Here is a 16,797-nt window from a genome sequence, read left to right as displayed (position 1 = left end):
TTTATATCCTCGAAACCCGCATTTCGCCCCGATCTTAGTAATACAGCACCGAAGCATTACACTGACCAGTAGCGCATCAGGCATATCACTTGAAGAGGGGCAGTGCAAAGAATCAATTCAAATGCCTATTAGTCAAAACATTACATTATATTTATTAGAATTTCACAATATAAATGAAGCTTAATGCTTATCTCATTCGGCTCTACCCCACTCCTAACAGCCACAAAGCTAGGCACCTTTCCCCATATAATCACGATAAAATGTCCTAGTTGTTATATAACGATTTATATACAGCATTATTTGTTCGCTACATGGCAAACGAACTGCGCTGCTATCAATATCTACTAATGGCGCACCTATAAACGCACCAGGACCGCCAGCATTGCTGCTGGCGGTCCTGGTTTACGCTGGTTTTTCGGTCTGCTATTTCCAGTCGGGCATCGTAGCGTTTTCGAACAGCCTGACCCGATTACGACCGTTCAGATCAACAGTGAAAATTTCTGGTACTGATTGCGCCACGTTATTTACCTGCACGAAGATTATGCGGGCTCCATCAGGCGAGTAATGCGGCAATACGTCGTTGAAACCGAGAGGCTTAGTGGAATTAGCAGTACCACCCGAGCCTGATGAAACATCTATCTGTCCGCTACCGTCGAGATTCTGCGTGAAGATGTGCGCGTTCAACTGGCGGCCAGCCCCGTCGTTAAAGGCATCTACGTCGCGGGTATACACAATACGCTGTCCGTCGACACTAAAGGAAGGGGAATCGAGGCGGCCAGGCAGGTTGCCGATCAACTGAGTGAAGTTCGAACCGTCGGTATTGAGCAGGTAGAACTCCGAATCGTAGATGCTTACGCCTACCGTTTGGACTACAATGCGGTTACCCTGCCCCGTCCAGTCCATCTCGCGGAAGTGGCGGTCGGGCGGAGCGGTGGCCAGAAGCACTAGGCCGGTACCGTCGCGGTTGATGCGGTAGAGCTTGTTGTAGCTGCTATAAATGAGCTGTCCGCCATCGGGCGACCAGCGGTAGCCGATTCCCTGATTGAAGTAGCCATCTACGGGTTGCAACGTTACCTGCCGCGCATCGGAGCCGTCGCGGTTCATGGTATACAGCTGAAATTGCCCCGTTGCGTTGGAGGTGTAAGCAATCCGGTCGCGGTTGGGGCTAAGCTGGGGGTTGGCTTCGACGAAGGCCGAGGTAGTCAGGCGCGTAAGCGTGGACCCTGTTTCGTTGCTCGAATAAATGTCGGTGTTGCCATTTTCAGTACGCACAAACAGGTACCGGTTGTCGGGCTGCGGTCCGGTCCGGAAGCTCCACAGCGGCGAGCGGGCCGATGCTCCGCTGGTGTTGCGCACGGTTACCTGCCAGAAGTATGCGGTATTATAGCTTAGCTGCGTAGCCCGCACGGTGGTATCGCGACTGTTAGTAAGCAGATTACGGGCGCTGCCATTGGTACCCTGGTACAGCACTACATCGTAGCGGAGCGAATCGCCCTGGCTATTCCCTACGGGGTGCCACTCCAGCTTCACATCAGGACCAGGTACGGTCGCCTGGTCAGCCGGGGCGGGCCTGTTCGGGGCGCTGGGCGGCGTACCCGACAGGTTTCGCTCTAGCACAACGGCTACTGCCACGGAGGCTTCGTTCTCTACCGTTACCGCTACCGTTACGGAGCGGTAGTCGGCTTTAGTTGCCACAATGGTTAAGCGGCCGGTGGGTACGCCTGTCAACTCAAAGTTGCCTTGGTTATCGGTTACCACCGAAGAGGTAGCCGGCGTTGAGGTGATGGAGACGTTGGCCAGCGGTTGGTTGTTGCGGGCATCGCGCACGGTGCCGGTTACTTTGCCGTACAGTAAGGGCTCAACGGCTGTATCCTCGCAGCTTGTGAGCCATAGTGTACAGAAGCCGAACAACAGCCACAGCATTCGGAAGCGGGTGGGAAGCAACATGGATGAAAGCATAGAGCAGTGAAAAATAAAAGCGGCTGTATTACTGCGCCCCAGTACGGCTGGGCAGAGGCGGTCCGCTTAAAGCTACTTATTGTCGGGCGTATGGCGCACGGAATCCTGCGCTAGCAAAACATTGTGCGCATCAAAGATGCGTAAATGACCAACATAGGTAGCTTGACCATCGATGTTTACTTGCGTGCTGGACAGCACCACTGACTGACCAGCGGCTAAGTCGAACTCGCCGCCTTGCTGGCTGGTCGAGCGGCCACCGGAAGCCTGCCGCTCTAGGCTCATCTCGTAGCGGTAGTGGCCAGCGGCTCCGGTCAGACTACTACAATTACCGACCAGCTCCAGCATGTTGCCACGAGGCGTAGCCTGTAACCAGACCCGGCAAGGCGGCCCCGAGGCAGCTTGGCTGGCTCCAAGCAAAGCGGCCCAGCCAACCAGAAATAGTAAGGCAGTGTGCATGGTTTTTTATTGTTTTTTACGAACGCCAAATATACCTTTTTTCAGAAACAGTGTAACATTTAGGCTTAATTATTTAGAGGGATGCTTTAGTTACCTGTTTCACTTAGCCAGAACCCTAAACACACAGACACCCGCCACTTCAGCAGGGCGGGTGTCTGTGTGGTTGAGCTGACCGGCGAGCAGCAACCAGCCACAAGGCTATTGGCCAATGCGGCCGTTCTGAATAGAGAGCTGAATACCGTTACCACGCATCTCCACTTCATAACGCGGAGGAGCCAACGACTCGGTACCAGTTTGCCGCAGCTTGTTGCCATTCCCAAACTGAGTGAGTTTGAAATCGGTCTGGTTGGTAGTTACATCACGCTCAAATTCGTTGCGATTACCAATCTGGTTGAGCTTGGTGTTGTTGTTATCACCACTCACCTTGCTTGTGGCTTTGTTGTCTTGCCCCAGTTGGTTGATGACAGTGGTATTGCCACTGCCCCGCTGGGCTAGAGTTGCCTCGTTGAATGAACCTACCTGCGTAATATAGGCTTGGTTGGCTACACTACCGGGGTTGTTTTGGTTGGCCTTGGCTTTGTTGGAATTACCCAATTGCACCAACTCTGCCAGATTCCGGGTGTTGGCCGCTGAGGGCCCCAATAACCGATCATTGGCGGAGAGGCCGAAATCCTCGACCAGGCGTTGCGAGACGCTTCCGGCTTCGCTGTGGCCCTCCTGCTGCGCCTGCGCCACACTGGCCCAACTCAGCAGCCAGGTCAGCAGGCCGAAAGATGCGAAAAAACGGAGCTGTTTCATAAGAAGGGAAAGTAAGCAAAGTTTGATAGATGGCCTGCCGGATGGTAGCAGATATTGGCCGGGCCCTTTTCTCCGGCGAGAAAAGGGCCCGGCCGTTACTACCTGTTATGCAGGCTTACTTTGCTACACCCGAGGGCCTAGCGGCGGTTCTGCATTACCAGCGCCTGGTTGCTGTTGCCACCCTGCTCGATGCAGCTACGCTGACCGCTGATAGTGGAAGCCACGTTGCTCAGGCCACCCTGCATGGTTACGGCAGTGTTGTCGTTGCCAATCTGCGACTGGGTAGCGGCGCTGCCATTCACACGCTGCATGATACCAGCGCTGTTACGGCTGCCAACCTGGTTCTGCGAGGCATAGTTGTCGTTGCCGTAGGTTTTGATATCGGCATTGTTGTCGTTACCATTTTGGTTCTGCTCAGCCCAGTTGCGGTTGCCGTTTGCAGTGCCCCGGGGTAGCGGCGTCCCATCAATCTGGTCTACGTTGATACCGGCTCTGTTACGGTCGCCGGTCTGGAACTGCAGGGTCGTGTTACGGTCACCATATACATTAGCATTGGCTTGGTTAGAAGCACCCACCTGCACCTGCAGCCCGTAGTTACGGTCGCCTTCACGCTGATAGAGTGCGGCACGGTTGCCAGTACCCGACTGTTCAACTACTGCCCGGTTGTCGTTTCCAGCAAGAATAACACCCGCACCACCTTGTACTACCACCGAGCAGTTGTCGATAGCGGCAAGAGCGGGCGTGCCGTTAGGGTTCGTCTGGCTGGCCTCACGGATAGACGGTGCGGCAGGCTCACAGCCCTGGCAGGCGTTTATTGCGCGGAAGGTATCGCGGGTGCCCGACTGGGCGTAAGCGGAGCTGGCGAACAGGACGGCAGCGGCGGCTAGGAGTTGTACTTTTTTCATGGTGGTAGGGGAAAAGGGTGAAAAATGAGGAAAAATTTAGGTCAGTCAGGGCAGCTAGGCAAAAGAAACTATTCTCTCTTTTAATTATCCTTGCCCTTTGATTGAGACAAATATAAATTAGAATAATCAACAAGCAATAGGAGGCAAGCGTTTTTTTGTTATACTTTTTAATGATTATATCATAAATCCAAGCTTCTTACTGTTGCTAGCTTACTTATGTCTCTCATTACCAGTGAAAAATGAATTAAATATAAATTTTTATTTTTTTAATCATATTATTTTGCTTAGCTATTTAAGCAGCCAAGACCGATCTGCAACTCACAGAGATGGGCTTATCACTTTATAAATCAATATGATATCAACTCATCGGGCAATATCAAGAGCCATCTGCAATGCCCTGAATAGCTACAGGGCACGCATAAGCCCCTTAATCTATCAGAGAAGCTATTAGTCCAGACGCCACATAAGCCACCGTCCCACCATAACAGCCAGGAAAGGGCTGCTATGGTGGGACGGTGGTTACCCGATATTTAAAGCGGGTATAGTCTCAGTATACTTACAAGCTTATAAAGGCTGTAAATAGGCTTGCTGTAGCTAGCCCGGCCCCGAAGCGGCTACGCTCCTATTTGGCTGCTGCTTTTTTACGGCGCGCGCTGAGCTGGTAAGTAAGGCCTAACCGGGCTCCAATGGTGTTGTCGTTGTAGCGCCCAACGTCAGCGCCATCAATGTCATCGCGCAGAAACAGGCGGCTATCCACTCCGCCCAGCATGCTCCAGTGGACACTGAACCGGTACTCGAGGCCAGCACCGGCTGATACATGCGGCGTGAACCGCCCGGATGCGCCCACAGTAGATAAGCTGTTGCCACTGGTCGTAACACCTGCGCCCAGTTGTAGGTAGGGCGTAAAGCGGTCAGTCGGTAGTATACGCATCATCAGGCCGGCTTCGGTGAAGTAAAACTTCTGGTCGAAGTACCGGCGAGCAGCCAGACGGCTCTGCCCAATAGCTACGTAAGGGTTCAGAAATCCACCAGCGGGCTGGTAGGCGACTTGCAGCTGGGTGATGGCCGTGGTACGGGGCGAGGCGAAATCACCGGCATACCGCTGGCCCCCGCCCGAAACTGTAGCCAGCAGGCCCCGCTCGCGGTTGAGCACCTGTCGGCCCAGCACGTCGTAGTACTTCCCGTATTCCCGCTCGCTTACGTACTGCAGCATTTTGGGGCCGGTAGCCTCCGTCGAATCCTTGGGCAGCCACAGTCCGTCCTGAATGCCTTCGTATATAAGGGCCTGCACAGCTTTTTCGATGGCTTCCTTAATCGCCATTTCGCTGGGCTCGTTGTAAGTGAAGCCGGTTTCGGCTTCCATAAGGCGCTTGAAACTAACGAACCGGAACAGGCTGCCCTGAATCTGCTGCGACAAAATGGTTTTGGAGGTATACACGGTGCGCAGAATCCTGCCGTTGCTGGTGCTGATGGCCCGCAGGTACACCGTTACGCGGTCCTGGCGGTACTGGCCCGAAGCGCCGGTACCGAAGTAGCGCAGGCCGGCCCCGCCGGTGAGCATATTGGCATCGTAGGAAATAATGCCGCCTTCCAGCATCACGCCCGCAAACAACAGCGGCGGCAGTACGGGCTGCTTTACACCGGTCTGCTCGGTGAACTCGGCGCGGGTAGAGCGGATGATTTTACGCTCGTTAAGCAGGTTGCCCAGGTTTTCGCGCTCGATGGGGTCAAACCAGCCCGACTCTTCGAGCGCCCGCAACAGAATGGTAGTCGTGCCCTGGGTAATGGCCGTCGAGAAGCTCGAGCCATTAATCTGGGGCTTGTACTGGCCGGTCTGGTCCCGGAATTTATAAACAGCTACCACCGTGCGCGTCTTAGGCACGGGCAGCCGCTGCATGTCGGCGTTGCCATTCACCTCAGCCCCCAGCCGGGCCCGCTCGGGGCCAAAGGGTTGATGAAAGTAGGGGCTGCAGGCGGCCAGCAGTACTCCGGCCAGCAAGCACAACAGGTAGGTATAGGAGCGCGCAGTAGCAGTATTCATAGGAAGAAACAGCGACTATTGTCGAGGGGAAGAGGGATAAAAGCTGTGCTGCACAGTGCAGGAAGCAGCCAAAACCGACGGGCGGCAGCGCCCGTGCCGGACCTACAACCGGCCGTTAGGGCAGGTTAGGAATGGTGACGGTGGTCTGGTTGCCGGTGGCGGGGTCGCCGATGACGATGACGACCCCGTTGGCGCCGGGCGTTACCTGTATCTGGTACCCGCCAACCGAGTAAGTGCCGGCCTTCACGGTACCCTTGCCGAACTGGTCGCTGATAAAGCGGTCGGTGAGCTGGCTCAGAATCTGCCGGTTGAGGTTGGTGGCGAAGGAAGTGAGTGGGTCCTCGGCGGTTTGGGCGCGGGCAGCGTTGGGGTCCTTGTAAGTGTCCTGGGCAGTAGCCGCGCTCAGCAACGACGAGTAGTTGAAGGTGTTGCCTCCGAAATTGGGGTTGATAGGCTCGTACACAAAATCCTGGGCGGTGGCAGCGGGCGCAGACCACAGGGCCAGCAGTAGGGCGAAGACAGGATAGTAGAGGTATTTCATGGCGAAGTGGGTTGGGGGCGGAAACAGGTATGAGGTAAAGGCAGGGACAATCAGTAAACTTCCAGAGGCTGGCTGTTGCCTTGTTCGAGTTCGTTGCCCAGGCGGTTATTTTCGATCAGGTACTGAGTTACCGTGGCAACGGCATCATTGGAAGCCGCTTCGATATATTCTTCGTTTGGCTGAAGCGGCATTTCGAGCAAGTCGGTATTGTTGACAGCCACCGTGACCAGGATGCTGGTGCCCCGGGCAGGTTTCTCGGTTATGGTAACCACATAGTCGCCCGAACCCGCCGGGGCCTCGAAAGAGCTGAAAAACAGGCTATAAAAGTCGCGTCCCAGCTTGCTGATGGTTTGATCGACGACGAGGCCATCAATTTCAAGGCCGCGCTGGATTTTTCCGGTATTGGTCGAGTCGGCCGTTACCTGCAGCAGCAGCCGAAGGGCTTCCTCCACTTGCTTGGGGGTGAGGGGCGAGGCCTTGTTTTCGTTGGTGGGAGCCTGCGCCGGAGCCGTGCCCCCCTGCTGTTTCACGCGGGCCGGAGGCTGCCGCACGCCCTGGGCCAAAGCGGCCGGAGCAAGCAGCAACAGGCCCGGCAATAGCCACCAGCCACATTTACGCCAGAAAGCAAGCAGATTCATCATAGCACCGCCGAAGCCTAAGAGCAACAAACGGAAAGGTCAGACCAGGGAGGGCCAATCCTTTCGGTGCCTAAATGTAAGTATTTACTATATGAATATAACTAATTTTGTTTCAAGCCTGGATGTACACTATAAATTCCTATTCCCAGAGCGGATAATGCTCCAGATTCACTTCCTGACCGAAGAAGATGCGCGTGCTTTCCTCGAATGAGCGGGTGAAATCGGACACGTAGAAATGGTGACGGGGCGGAGTAGGTGCGGCAGCTGCTAATAGCTGCCGACTTTCGAGGTACTGCCGCACGTGCTGAGCCACTACGTCGGAGGCATCAAGCACTTCGGTGCGGCCCTGGTAGAACTCAGCAATCTGGTCCTTGATGAGTGGGTAGTGGGTGCAGGCCAGTACCAGGGCCTCCACGCCCTCCAGGGCCGGGTTGGAAAGGTAGGTTTCGATGACGTTGCCGGCAATGGTATCGTTGAAAAAGCCTTCCTCAATCATAGGAGCTAGTAGCGGGGTGGCCAGACTGCGCAGGTCTACCCCGGCATCCAGGTCGTCGACCTTCTTCTTATAGACATTGCTGTTGACCGTCTGCTTGGTGCCAATCAGGCCCACCACGCGGCCAGCGTACTGCTGCCCCACGTGCGCCACGATGGGGTCGATAACGTTTAGCACTTGGGCCTTGGAGCCCACGTACTCGCGCACCAGCTCGTAGGCGGCGGCCGAGGCCGAGTTGCAGGCAATAAGGATAACCTTGCACTGCTGACGCAGCAGCAAGTCGCAGATTTTTACGGCGTAGGCCTGAATAGCAGCCGTACTTTTGTCGCCGTAGGGCAGGTGGGCGGTGTCGCCGAAGTACACCAGCCGCTCGTGGGGCAGCACCCGGGCCACGGCCCGCGCCACCGTCAGGCCGCCAATGCCGCTGTCGAATACGCCGATGGGGCGGGTGCTGAGGTCGGGAGCGGTGGGAGTCGTGGGGTTCATGAGGGCGAAGGTACGAGGCAGGGGTACTACCGGGTGTGGTGCCACGACTTTTTCAGTCGTGGTACCACTATCGTTGCCCAACTGCGTTACAACAAACGTTCGATTTTGTCTGCTGGTACTATATCGTCCGTCAGTTGAGCTAGCTCTGCCGCTTCAGCTGGCAAATTCAGCAGCATCCTCGCCATTTCTTGGTCGCAAAGCGTACCCTGGCGCACACCCAGATAATCAGCATACGACGACCAGGGCCATTTTTCAGGCGTTGCTGTTAACTGAGCCCGTACCGGGTTCTGATGGATGTAGCAGAAGCACACCAAGCTATAATCCGCTGTTCCGTCGCGCATGTCTTTGGCAAGAGTCTGTTGCTGAAACAAAGAGCCCGTTCGGTTTTCCTGTTTCTGAATAGCGCGGGTGTAGGAGCTTAGCAGCACCCGAAAAGCGCTGCCGCACTTGGCAGCGGTGACCTCTTCACGCACTTGCACAAGCAAATGGAAATGATTGGGCATCAGACACCATGCTAAAATTCGCATTTGAGGCAGCAGATGCTTTCTGATTTTGTAGAGAAAGTAGATGTAATTCTCCTTACTGTAGAAAATCAGCTCCCGGTTGTTGCCTCGGTTGTAAATGTGGTAGCAGTGGCCGGGCTCCAGGTGCATAAATGGCTGGTTATATGAGGCTACGACAATATATACAATCGGCGCAACGATAGTGGTACCACGACTGAAAAAGTCGTGGCACCACACCCAGGCACCACTACGTGGCCCCGCCCCTACCCACTCAGCCGCCCATCCGTGGCATAGCGCAACTCCCCCAATTCCACTAGGTCGCGCAACAAAGCCGTGACGGCGGACGCCTGGCCGGGGGCGTAGCGGGCAAGCACCTCGCGGGGCGTCTGGGGCGTAGCTTTGACCAGCTCCAGCAATTGGGCGCGCAGCTCGGGCATCGGGACAGATTCCTGGCGGGCCTTTTTGCGGGCCAGGCAGAAGTCGCAGACGCCGCAGGCAGGCGCCTCCAACTCGCCGAAGTACTCCAGTAGTAGCTGCTGGCGGCAGCGCCCCCCGGCGGCATAACGGATAACTGAATCGGTTTTGTGGGTGGCCAGGTCGCGCTGCCTGGTCAGGCGCTTCTGGTCCAGCGGGAGCTTGTCGGCGTCGTGGCGGGGGGTGGTGAACAGGGCCTGGGGCGACTCGTGGCGGGGCTGAAACTGGATGATGCCCGAGCGGTGCAGAAACAGCAGCATTTTGCGCAGCTCCACCACGCTCAGGCGCAGGTACTGGGCCAGGCTGTTCTCCGAAATCCGCTGAAAGCCGGCAAACAGCTCGCCCCCGTGCAGGCGCAACAGGCTTTTGATGAGCTGGTCGTGCTGCACGTTGGCCACTTGGAAGCGGTAGAGGTCGGTGTGGTCGATGGGAATATGGACGCGGGCGGGGTTGTTCACGGCCTCGTTGAGCTGCACAAACCCCTCGCGGGCCAGGGTGCGCAGGCTGTTGTGGGCGTCGAGGGCCTTGATGCGGTAGGTTTCGGCAAACTGCTGCAGGTCGAAATCGAAGGCCACTAACTCGCCGCCGCCCACCGCGGTGCGCGAAAAGTTGGCCAGCGCCTGGTACACGCGGCGCACCGTATCGAGGGGCGGGTAGCTTAGGCGGGTGCGGCGGCGCAGCTCATCGGCATCGGCGGGGCCGCGCAGCAGCACGGCAAAGGCGTACTTCTCGTCGCGGCCCGCACGGCCCGCCTCCTGGTAGTAGGCTTCGAGGTTGTCGGGGGCCTCCAGGTGCAGCACCAGCCGCACATCGGGCTTATCGATGCCCATGCCGAAGGCATTGGTGGCCACGATGCAGCGGGTTTTGTTCTGCATCCAGTCCTGCTGCACTTTCGTGCGCTGGTCGGCGGGCAGGCCGGCGTGGTAGGCGGCGGCCGACAGGCGCTGCTGCTGCAGGTAGGCGGCGGCGTCCTCGGTCTGGCGACGGGTGCGGGCGTATACAATGCTCGTTTTATCGGCTCCTACCCCGCGTACCACCTCCAGCATGCGCCGGAACTTGTCCTCGGTTTCGAGCACCGAGTACGAAAGGTTGGGCCGGGCGAAGCTCTGCTGAAATACGCGGTGGCTGGCCCCAAACACCAGTTTTTCCACAATATCCTCCCGCACCTGCTCGGTGGCGGTGGCCGTGAGGGCAATGCAGGGCACGCCCGGCAGCAGCTCGCGCAGCTCGGCAATGCGCAGGTAGGGCGGCCGGAAATCGTAGCCCCACTGCGACACGCAGTGGGCCTCATCAATGGCCAGCAAACTCACCTTCATCTTGGCTACCCGCACCCGGAACAGGTCGGTTAGCAGCCGTTCGGGGCTTACGTACAGGAACTTCACCGGCCCGTACACGCAGTTATCGAGGGTCTGATCGATTTCCTGGTGGCTCATGCCGGCGTACACGGCTTCGGCCTTCACGCCGCGCTGGCGCAGGTTTTCCACTTGGTCCTTCATCAGCGCAATCAGCGGCGACACCACCAGGCACAGCCCCGGACGGGCCAGTGCGGGCACCTGGAAGCAGATGCTTTTGCCGCCGCCGGTGGGCAGCAGCGCCAGCGTATCCTGGCCCGCCAGCACCGACCGGATGATGTCTTCCTGCAGCGGCCGGAACCGGGTGTGGCCCCAGGTTTGGCGCAGCACGTGCAGAATGTCGTCGGTGGCAGCTTGCTCGGGCATGGGGCAAAGGTACGGCCGCCGGGTCGCAGTGCGAATGCCCTGCTTCTAGCGCTGTGCCTGAACGGCCTCCTTGGCTTCTTCCTCGCGTTCTTCCTGCCGGCCCTCCCGAATTTTTTCTACGGCCTCCTGCTCATCCGCCGCATCCGCCTCTTCGAGGTTTTCCTCCTGCTCGGCCTTGTCCTGGGGCTCGAAGCTGAGCTTGATGTAGATCGGAAAGTGGTCGGAGCCCACGTAGGGCAACCGCTCCATATCATCGACCTTGAAATGGGGCGAGACGAAGACGTGGTCGAGGGGCCAGCGCAGCAGCCGGTACTCGGCATGGAAAGTGGGCAGCAGGCCGCGGCCCACCCGCGGATCGAGCAGGCCACTGATGCGCCGGAACAGCTCGGAGGTATGCGACCAGGCCACGTCGTTCATGTCGCCGAACACGATAGTGGGCTCGTCGCGCTTTTCCAGTTCGCGGCCCACCAGCAGAATTTCAGCGTCGCGGCGGGTGCTGGTTTCCGACTCGGCGGGTGCCGGGGGCTTGGGGTGCAGGCCGTACACGCGCACCCAGGTTTTTCCGTCGGGCAGCTGCACGCGGGTATGCAGGCTGGGCACGTCGTCGTCGATGAGGTACTTGATTTCGCAGCCGTCGAGGGGCAGGCGCGAGAAAAACAGCAGCCCGTAGGTGTTGTCGAGCGGCTCGTGGCAGGTGTGCGGATGGGTTTCTTCCATCGGCTTCAGCTGCTGATGCCACCACTCATCGGTTTCCACGGCCATGATAATGTCGGCATCCGCCTCGCGCAGTACCTGCAGGGCTTTGTCGCTCTGCTTGTTGTACTGCAGCACATTCATCATCACCAGGCTCAGGTGGCCCCGGCTGCTGGCGGGGGTGCTGTCGCCCACCTGCTTGCTGGCCAGGTGCGTGTAGGGCATAATGCGGTAGGCCTGGTAGGTGGCGGCCAGCCCCAGGCTCGCCAGCAGCGCCGGCAGCCAGTAGCTGCCCTCCGTAGGCTGGTGCCAGCCCAGCAGCCAGCCGGCCACCAGCACCACCAGCAGTACGCCCACAATCTGCAGGCGCGGAAAATCGAAGATGCGAATCCACCAGATCGTCTGGCGGACCAGCGGCAGCAGGGTGGCCACGAGGGCAGCGGCCGCCAGCAGCAGCACGAGGCCCTGTACCAGCAGCAGCCAACCAGAATCGTAGGAGTTGAACACTAAGCAGGAAGTTTGGGGTGGGGAGGCAGATAAGGCTAGCCTTTACGCGGCTACGATGCGGGGGTTGTTTTTGCTAAAAGTAGGATTTCTCCCGTGTTGGTGCCACAAAGGCTCGTACCTTTGCCGGCCATACCCTGCCCGCGCCTATGGATATTCTGCTCGCCACGTTCACTACGCTGTTTTCGGTGGTCAATCCATTCGGGGCCATGCCGGTCTTTCTGTCGCTGACTGAAAGCGACACGCCGGCCGAGCGGGCCAACATCGGCCTGAAAGCCTGCCTGTCGGTACTGGCGGTGCTGTCGGTGTCGTTTTTCGCGGGTCAGTACGTGCTCAACTTCTTCGGCATCAACATCCATCACCTGCGCATTGCGGGCGGTATTTTGCTGATGCGCTCGGCTTTCGACCTGCTCACGCCCGGCGGCAACCGCACTAAAGTATCGGAGGAAACCATTGAGGCCAGCCGCGAGAAGGACGATATCAGCTTCACGCCGCTGGCTATGCCCATGCTCTCGGGCCCCGGCGCTATTGCCGTGTGCATCAGCCTCTACACCAGCAAGCTCACGTATTTCGATATGGGGCTGATTTTTATCGGTTTCGTGCTGGTGGCGCTGGCCGTGTACATTATCCTCATGTCGTCGCTGCGGCTCACGCGCTTTCTGGGCCGGCCGGGGCTGGCGGCGCTGGCCCGCATCATGGGCTTCATCACCCTGGCCATCGGCGTAAACTTCATCATGACGGCCATTAAGGCCCTGTTTATTAATTGAGCTGCAAGCTGCAAGCTGCAAGCTACAAGCCTGACCCCCTAACAACTGAATGGTCGGACTTATAGCTTGCGGCTTGTAGCTTGCAGCTTGCAGCTCCAAAAACCTGTGCTCAAAAACGACCTGCTTTTGCGTGCCGCCCGCGGCGAAGAAACCGAACGTACTCCCGTGTGGCTCATGCGCCAGGCGGGCCGCATTCTGCCCCAGTACCGCGCCCTGCGGGGCCGCCTGAGCGGCTTCAAGGAGCTGGTGGAAACGCCGGAGCTGGCCGCTGAGGTCACCATCCAGCCCGTCGATGCGCTCGACGTAGACGCGGCCATCATCTTCTCCGATATTCTGGTAGTGCCCGAGGCCATGGGCCTGACCTATGAGATGGTGGAGGCCAAAGGCCCACTGTTCCCCGAAACCATTAAAACGGTCCAGGACGTGGCCCGCATGCGCATTGCCGACCCCGAGGAGCATCTTGGCTACGTGCTGGAGGCCCTGCGCGTGACCAAGCGCGCGCTCAACGGCCGGGTGCCGCTCATCGGCTTTGCCGGCGCCCCCTGGACTATTCTGGCCTACATGGTGGAGGGCCACGGCTCGAAAACCTTCAGCAAGGCCCGCCGGATGCTGTACCAGGAGCCGGAGCTGGCCCACAAGCTGCTGCGCAAAATCACGGCTACGACCATTGCCTACCTGCAGGCCCAGGTAACGGCCGGCGCCGACCTGATTCAGGTGTTCGACTCCTGGGCCGGCATCCTGCCGCCCGCGCATTATAAGGAGTTCAGCCAGCGCTACATTGCCGAAATCTGCGCGGCCCTGCCCAATGTACCGGTAACGGTGTTTGCCAAAGGCGCCTTCTGGGCCATTGAGGACTTCGCCGCCCTGCCCTGCCGTACCATCGGCCTCGACTGGAACCAGGACCCGCGCACCGTGCGCCCGCTGGTAGGCGACAAAACCCTGCAGGGCAACCTCGACCCCTGCGCCCTCTACGGCACGCCCGCCCAGGTGCAGGCGGCCACCCGCGCCATGCTCGACCAGTTCGGCCCCCAGCGCCACATCGCCAACCTCGGCCACGGCGTCTACCCCGACACCAACCCCGATAACGTGAAGGTCTTCATCGAAACAGTGAAGGAGCATAGCACGCGGATGCGGGGGTAGTCTGGCTGAGCGGTCGCCTGACTGCCAACTGATTTATTTTTCAGGTTGACAAGAGGTTGAACCCGGCCCACCCGCAAGCCAGGCAACTTCGGGCACCCTTTTTTTACATTTACCTGATACCTGGAGTGCAGCTCTCGAATTGGCGTTTGGCTCGCTGGGTAGCACGGCACTGGTGGCATTTACTGGCTATTGGTGTGGCGTTGGGTTTGCTGCCGCTACTGCTGCTGAGTTGTTACAATCAACCCTACTCCGACGATTTCTCCTTCACTCCCGACGTTGAAACCTACGGATTCTGGATTGCCCAAAAACACCTCTTCGCTAACTGGTCGGGCCGTTATTTTACCAATGCGCTCCTACTGGTTGGCAACCCCCTGAATTATCGTTGGCTAGAAGGAGTACAACTGACTGCCATTGTCGGCCAGTTGGTGCGCATTGCTGTGCTATATGCTGCAGTACGCCTGATAACTGGGGACCAAATACGTCGCCGGGACGCCGGCCTTCTAGCAACGAGTCTGGCACTGGTCTATAGCAGCTTGGCTCCCTCTGCGTTTTCGGCGCTTTACTATTTCACTGACCTAGCAGTGTATCAGGTTCCGGCATGGCTGCTGCTACTCGTACCACTCGCCATTGACCGACTACAACGGGCGCCGCGCCGCGGTGCGCGGTGGGTTTGGAGCCTGTTGGCCGCGGCCGGCACCATAGCCATAGCTGGTTCTACCGAGCTTACTATAGTGCTATTGTCGGTGGTAATGCTTTTAGGCGCTGGAGTGAGCTTATGGCGCCGTCAGTGGCAAAGCGCCCGGGTGTGGGTGGGACTAGGTGCCCTATTAGTTGTAGCTAGCACAGTAGCCTTATTAGCCCCCGGTAACACCGCCCGCATGACTTTGGATAGCTCCCTACGGCCTACTGCTTCCATTCAGGAAGTTCTGGTCCGCCTGTTTTCCCTGTTACGCCAGCTGCTTACCAGTCCTGCGTTCCTTGTAGTTCCGGCCTTCGTTCTGCTATTGCGTCCGATAGCGGCCCAAGTAGCGTCCGCTCGCCCCCCGGGCCTGCGAATACCGCTGCTGCTAAGTGCGGCTGTACTGGTGTTGGGTTTAATCGTGGGAACTCTGCCTTACGCCTTGACCTGGGCGCGAGTACCACTTGTCCCGCGGGCCGCGAACATACTGCTTTGGTGGTGGCTGCTGGGGTGGCTGATGGCCGGCTGGGCCAGTCTGCCAGTTGATCCTGCTGCTGTCGCCCCCGTACCAACTGCCGCCCGAGGGCTGCTGGGTGTGGCCTTGGCAGTAGTGGTACTTATGGCCAGCGGCCACGCTTATCTGGACTTAAGGCACGAAGCACCGGCATTTGCCACCCAATGGCAGAACCGTTTCGCAGCCCTAAAGCAGGCCGGGCGTACACCGCATAGCGAACTTACTCTGCAACCGCAGCCAGTGCTCATCAACCGCCAGATAGTTTTGCCACCTCTGGGTTTGGCGGAAAGTCCGGACTACGGCATTAACACCCGGCTGGCAACCTGGTTCGGCCTCGATTCCGTACGGGTTGGGGCTATTCCATAAGTGACGCGCATTATTTCTGGCAGCTTTTCTGGAAACGACCCGCAGTATCTGGCCTACAAACCCTGATTAGCTGCCCCTCAGAACACTACCAGCGAAGCGCGACTTCCTCGGCTTCCAATAGCAGCAGGTTTTTCTCAATCGGCACAACGCCAACCTGCTCGCAGACGAGGCCACCGCCTAGGTTAGCCAGCGCGGCGGTGGCCGGAACCGGCAGGCCCAGGGCTACGCACAAAGCGGCGATGCTGATGACGGTATCACCGGCACCCGATACATCGGAAATGGTGCGCAGGTGGGCCGGCAGGTAGGTTTTCTGATCAGCCTGCTGGGCAAACACGCCGTGCTCCGACAGCGTAACGAGCACCGTATCGGGCTGTAGCAGCTCGCGCAGCCGGGCTACGGCCGCCTCGAACCCGGGCCGGTCGGTGCCAGGGTCGCCGAATTCCAGCTTGAGGCCCTCGCGCAGTTCCTTTAGGTTGGGTTTGAACAGGGTGCAGTATTCGTAAGCTAGGAAGTTCTTTTTCTTGGGGTCGACCACCGTGGGTACGCCCCGTTCGCGGGCCAGACTGATGAAATGGCGGATGTTGCTTTCGGTGAGCACGCCCTTATCGTAATCCTCGAAAATCACCACGTCGGCCCGGGCCAGCAGCGCCTCAAAGCGGGCCGTGAGAGCTGCATTTTCGGTAGCGTCGAGGTCGGTTTCCACTTCCGAATCGATGCGCAGCAACTGCTGCCCCTGGGCCAGGATGCGCTGCTTTACCGTGGTGGGCCGGGCGCCGGAGCGTACGATACCCTCGGCCGACAGCCCGTTTATTTCCAGCCGCTCCAGCAGTTGGTCGCCGCCCGCATCCTCACCGATTACGGCGCACAGCAGCGGGGTGGCCCCCAGGGCCTGCACGTTCAGGGCCACGTTGGCGGCCCCGCCCAGCCGCTGCTCGGTACGGCTCACGTTCACGACCGGCACCGGCGCCTCGGGCGAGAGGCGCACCGAACGGCCCCACACGTAGGCATCGAGCATCACATCGCCCACAATAAGCACGGTGAGCTGGTTGAAAGCGGCAAACAGGTCGGGCAGCGAGGTGGGCGGCGGGGTAACGGGCATTTAAGGTTGATTCGGGTAAGAAG

Annotated in this window: 14 protein-coding genes; 2 read left to right on the top strand and 12 right to left on the bottom strand. The window is 58.5% G+C overall.

Translation table 11 applies throughout. The features are described 5' to 3' along the window. Window positions 1-423: 423 nt before the first annotated feature. The 11 genes from BMY67_RS04870 to BMY67_RS04820 all read right to left on the bottom strand — a co-directional run bounded on the left by BMY67_RS04870 (window position 424) and on the right by BMY67_RS04820 (window position 12,212). On the bottom strand, window positions 424-1,947 hold the full coding sequence (locus tag BMY67_RS04870) for a carboxypeptidase-like regulatory domain-containing protein (RefSeq protein ID WP_177189690.1): 1,524 nt from the start codon (window positions 1,945-1,947) through the stop codon (window positions 424-426). An 84-nt stretch (window positions 1,948-2,031) separates the two neighbouring features. Next, the gene (csgH, locus tag BMY67_RS04865) at window positions 2,032-2,415 is read right to left on the bottom strand and encodes a curli-like amyloid fiber formation chaperone CsgH (protein WP_143069700.1); all 384 of its coding nucleotides are present in this window, start codon (window positions 2,413-2,415) and stop codon (window positions 2,032-2,034) included. A 198-nt stretch (window positions 2,416-2,613) separates the two neighbouring features. Beyond that, a complete protein-coding gene (locus tag BMY67_RS04860) occupies window positions 2,614-3,213 on the bottom strand; it encodes a hypothetical protein (protein WP_092768920.1) in 600 nt (199 codons plus the stop codon). 137 nt (window positions 3,214-3,350) lie between these two features. Further along, complete coding sequence (locus BMY67_RS18820; RefSeq protein ID WP_143069699.1) at window positions 3,351-4,118, bottom strand: hypothetical protein; 768 nt, start codon at window positions 4,116-4,118, stop codon at window positions 3,351-3,353. Between the two features lie 622 nt (window positions 4,119-4,740). After that, the gene (locus tag BMY67_RS04850; RefSeq protein WP_092768914.1) at window positions 4,741-6,159 is read right to left on the bottom strand and encodes a CsgG/HfaB family protein; all 1,419 of its coding nucleotides are present in this window, start codon (window positions 6,157-6,159) and stop codon (window positions 4,741-4,743) included. A gap of 115 nt (window positions 6,160-6,274) precedes the next feature. Further along, a complete protein-coding gene (locus BMY67_RS04845) occupies window positions 6,275-6,700 on the bottom strand; it encodes a curli production assembly/transport component CsgF (RefSeq protein WP_092768911.1) in 426 nt (141 codons plus the stop codon). 50 nt (window positions 6,701-6,750) lie between these two features. Beyond that, complete coding sequence (locus tag BMY67_RS04840; RefSeq protein ID WP_092768908.1) at window positions 6,751-7,341, bottom strand: CsgE family curli-type amyloid fiber assembly protein; 591 nt, start codon at window positions 7,339-7,341, stop codon at window positions 6,751-6,753. 136 nt (window positions 7,342-7,477) lie between these two features. Further along, window positions 7,478-8,317: a glutamate racemase gene (gene murI, locus BMY67_RS04835; RefSeq protein ID WP_092768905.1), complete on the bottom strand. Its 840-nt coding sequence runs from the start codon at window positions 8,315-8,317 to the stop codon at window positions 7,478-7,480. Between the two features lie 86 nt (window positions 8,318-8,403). Next, window positions 8,404-8,970, bottom strand: coding sequence for a transposase (locus BMY67_RS04830; RefSeq protein ID WP_245744889.1), 567 nt, complete (start codon window positions 8,968-8,970; stop codon window positions 8,404-8,406). Between the two features lie 113 nt (window positions 8,971-9,083). Further along, window positions 9,084-11,012, bottom strand: a complete 1,929-nt coding sequence (locus BMY67_RS04825; RefSeq protein WP_092768902.1) for a RecQ family ATP-dependent DNA helicase — start codon at window positions 11,010-11,012, stop codon at window positions 9,084-9,086. A 45-nt stretch (window positions 11,013-11,057) separates the two neighbouring features. Next, the gene (locus BMY67_RS04820; protein WP_092768899.1) at window positions 11,058-12,212 is read right to left on the bottom strand and encodes an endonuclease/exonuclease/phosphatase family protein; all 1,155 of its coding nucleotides are present in this window, start codon (window positions 12,210-12,212) and stop codon (window positions 11,058-11,060) included. Between the two features lie 146 nt (window positions 12,213-12,358). On the opposite strand from BMY67_RS04820, the gene BMY67_RS04815 reads away from it, so the two are divergent. Together BMY67_RS04815 and hemE are read left to right on the top strand one after the other, a co-directional pair. After that, on the top strand, window positions 12,359-12,976 hold the full coding sequence (locus BMY67_RS04815) for a MarC family protein (protein WP_092768896.1): 618 nt from the start codon (window positions 12,359-12,361) through the stop codon (window positions 12,974-12,976). A 105-nt stretch (window positions 12,977-13,081) separates the two neighbouring features. Beyond that, a complete protein-coding gene (gene hemE, locus BMY67_RS04810) occupies window positions 13,082-14,116 on the top strand; it encodes a uroporphyrinogen decarboxylase (RefSeq protein WP_092769619.1) in 1,035 nt (344 codons plus the stop codon). A 1,644-nt stretch (window positions 14,117-15,760) separates the two neighbouring features. On the opposite strand, the gene BMY67_RS04800 is transcribed toward hemE, so the two are convergent. Continuing rightward, complete coding sequence (locus BMY67_RS04800) at window positions 15,761-16,774, bottom strand: bifunctional heptose 7-phosphate kinase/heptose 1-phosphate adenyltransferase (RefSeq protein WP_092768891.1); 1,014 nt, start codon at window positions 16,772-16,774, stop codon at window positions 15,761-15,763. Window positions 16,775-16,797 lie beyond the last annotated feature (23 nt).

The sequence above is a fragment of the Hymenobacter actinosclerus genome (assembly GCF_900111515.1).
GTDB lineage: Bacteria > Bacteroidota > Bacteroidia > Cytophagales > Hymenobacteraceae > Hymenobacter > Hymenobacter actinosclerus.
Note: the sequence above shows the minus strand (reverse complement) of the source record. Positions and strands in the feature narration are given on the sequence as shown.

Bases quoted from the DNA above. Each gene is read 5' to 3' on its own strand.
- BMY67_RS04870 (WP_177189690.1), bottom strand. From the start codon at position 1,947: ATGTTGCTTCCCACCCGCTTCCGAATGCTGTGGCTGTTGTTCGGCTTC.
- csgH (WP_143069700.1), bottom strand. From the start codon at position 2,415: ATGCACACTGCCTTACTATTTCTGGTTGGCTGGGCCGCTTTGCTTGGA.
- BMY67_RS04860 (WP_092768920.1), bottom strand. From the start codon at position 3,213: ATGAAACAGCTCCGTTTTTTCGCATCTTTCGGCCTGCTGACCTGGCTG.
- BMY67_RS18820 (WP_143069699.1), bottom strand. From the start codon at position 4,118: ATGAAAAAAGTACAACTCCTAGCCGCCGCTGCCGTCCTGTTCGCCAGC.
- BMY67_RS04850 (WP_092768914.1), bottom strand. From the start codon at position 6,159: ATGAATACTGCTACTGCGCGCTCCTATACCTACCTGTTGTGCTTGCTG.
- BMY67_RS04845 (WP_092768911.1), bottom strand. From the start codon at position 6,700: ATGAAATACCTCTACTATCCTGTCTTCGCCCTACTGCTGGCCCTGTGG.
- BMY67_RS04840 (WP_092768908.1), bottom strand. From the start codon at position 7,341: ATGATGAATCTGCTTGCTTTCTGGCGTAAATGTGGCTGGTGGCTATTG.
- murI (WP_092768905.1), bottom strand. From the start codon at position 8,317: ATGAACCCCACGACTCCCACCGCTCCCGACCTCAGCACCCGCCCCATC.
- BMY67_RS04830 (WP_245744889.1), bottom strand. From the start codon at position 8,970: ATGCACCTGGAGCCCGGCCACTGCTACCACATTTACAACCGAGGCAAC.
- BMY67_RS04825 (WP_092768902.1), bottom strand. From the start codon at position 11,012: ATGCCCGAGCAAGCTGCCACCGACGACATTCTGCACGTGCTGCGCCAA.
- BMY67_RS04815 (WP_092768896.1), top strand. From the start codon at position 12,359: ATGGATATTCTGCTCGCCACGTTCACTACGCTGTTTTCGGTGGTCAAT.
- BMY67_RS04800 (WP_092768891.1), bottom strand. From the start codon at position 16,774: ATGCCCGTTACCCCGCCGCCCACCTCGCTGCCCGACCTGTTTGCCGCT.